This is a genomic window from Thermococcus sp. M36, from assembly GCF_012027355.1.
GTDB lineage: Archaea > Methanobacteriota_B > Thermococci > Thermococcales > Thermococcaceae > Thermococcus.
In genome coordinates this window covers 1-586 of sequence record NZ_SNUH01000057.1, presented here as the reverse complement: position 1 = coordinate 586, position 586 = coordinate 1, and the positions used below count along the sequence as shown (strand labels likewise).

General features: G+C 35.0%; 1 protein-coding gene. It reads left to right on the top strand.

Features of this window, described 5'->3' with window-relative positions; all coding sequences use genetic code 11:
• Positions 1-408, top strand: a 408-nt coding sequence (locus tag E3E36_RS11295; RefSeq protein ID WP_167895519.1) for a YceI family protein, incomplete at its 5' end; no start/stop codon positions are given.
• Positions 409-586: the final 178 nt, after the last annotated feature.

Here is a 586-nt window from a genome sequence, read left to right as displayed (position 1 = left end):
AATGCAGATTTTGCTGTAACCGGCAATTCACTTCAAAACATCAACGCAGCTTCGGTATCTATTGAAACCAAATCATTAAAAAGCACCAAGGGTTCTTTAATGGATAACAGAACTTATGAAACATTAAAAGCAGATACCTACAGTACTATCAATTTTCAGTTTACTAAAGTGATAAGCATTACCAACGGCGTTGCCACTGTGGCAGGTAATTTAACTATTGCAGGCAATACACAACCCATAGAACTTCAGTTAACCATCACCAATGCTGCTAACGGTTTTATACTAAAAGGAAGCAAGAAAATAAAGATGAGCAGCCACGGTATTAAGCCTCCTTCTTTTATGTTGGGTGCCTTAAAAGTGGCAGATGAAGTAAACATTAATATAGACCTCACCCTTACCAAAGCATAAAAAATTATTCTTAACATTAAAATTAATTTATATGAAAAATAGAATCCTTTACTTACTAATCTTTACAGCATTGGTATTACCTGCTGGCCTTATGGCTCAGTACCTTCTTCCTAAAATAAGCAATCTGCGTCCTTACAATCAAACCGGTATTAATGTATATGAAACTTCTAAAGCAGAT